Consider the following 1,159-nt stretch of genomic DNA (forward strand, 5'->3'; position numbering starts at 1 on the left):
ATCCATTTTTTCTTGGTATTCTTTTAATGGTGAAGGGAGCGGTAACTCAATATTTGAAAAGTGATTGGCGAGATAGGGATCAAGGTTTCTCATCCATTCAGGCTTTTCGCCAATGCGTTCTTCAACTGAAAGTGAACCTGATAATCTCTGGTTAATAAGATCACTTAGACTCATTTTGGTTTTATTCGAAAGCCGTTGTAAGGATTGCTTTAATCCTATATCTAGCATGATATTTGTTCTTTCTCTCATTACCCCCCCTTGCTATTGCGTTTTTTGTTGCGCACAAAGCTACCATTGCGCATTAAGAAACGCAATAAAAAAGGAGGGAGGGAGTGGTTTGTACATGATGTGCAGTGCGCTGAGGGCATCAGTGGCGGGTGTTTTTCCGTGGGATGGATGGAGCTCCGGGGATAACAGAACTGACGATCATTTAAAGGATCTTCTTGAGATCCTTTTTTTCTGCGCGTAATCTCTTGCACTGTAAACGAAAAAACCGCCTGGGGAGGCGGTTTGATCGAAGGTTAAGTCAGTTGGGGAACTGCTTAACCGGGTAACTGGGTATACGAGACCGCAGATACCAAAACTGTTCTTTCAGTGTAGCCGCAGTTAGGCACCCACTTCAAGACCTCTCAATATCTCTCTCGTATATATCCAGTTACCAATGGCTGCTGCCAGTGGCGTTTTTGCGTGTCCGTCCGGGTTGGACTCAAGATGATAGTTACCGGAAAGGGCGCAGCAGTCGGGCTGAACGGGGGGTTCGTGCATACAGCCCAGCTTGGAGCGAACGACCTAAACCGAGCCGAGATACCAGCAGCGTGAGCTATGAGAAAGCGCCACGCTTCCCGAAAGGGAAAAAGGCGGAACAGGTATCCGGTAAACGGCAGGGTCGGAACAGGAGAGCGCACGAGGGAGCCGCCGGAGAGAAATCACCGGCATCTTTAAGTCCTGTCGGGTTTCGTCCTCCTCTGACTTGAGCGTCCATTTCTGTGATGCTCGTCAGGGGAGGCGGAGCCTATGGAAAAACGGCAACGCCGCATCCTTTTCTCCGGCCCTTTCTGATTTGAGCGCCTTTGCTTTATCCCGTTATCCGTGAGTCGGTCACGCCCGCCGCAGCCGAACGGCAGGAGCGCAGCTACCGAGTGAGCGAGGAGGCGTCATT

At 50.0% G+C, this 1,159-nt stretch carries 1 protein-coding gene; it reads right to left on the reverse strand.

The genetic code is table 11. From position 1 onward, the window contains the following. A partial coding sequence (locus HHU12_RS34010; RefSeq protein ID WP_205960080.1) for a hypothetical protein occupies positions 1-249 on the reverse strand: 249 nt, incomplete at its 3' end. Positions 250-1,159 lie beyond the last annotated feature (910 nt).

Source organism: Flammeovirga aprica JL-4, from assembly GCF_012844305.1.
GTDB lineage: Bacteria > Bacteroidota > Bacteroidia > Cytophagales > Flammeovirgaceae > Flammeovirga > Flammeovirga aprica.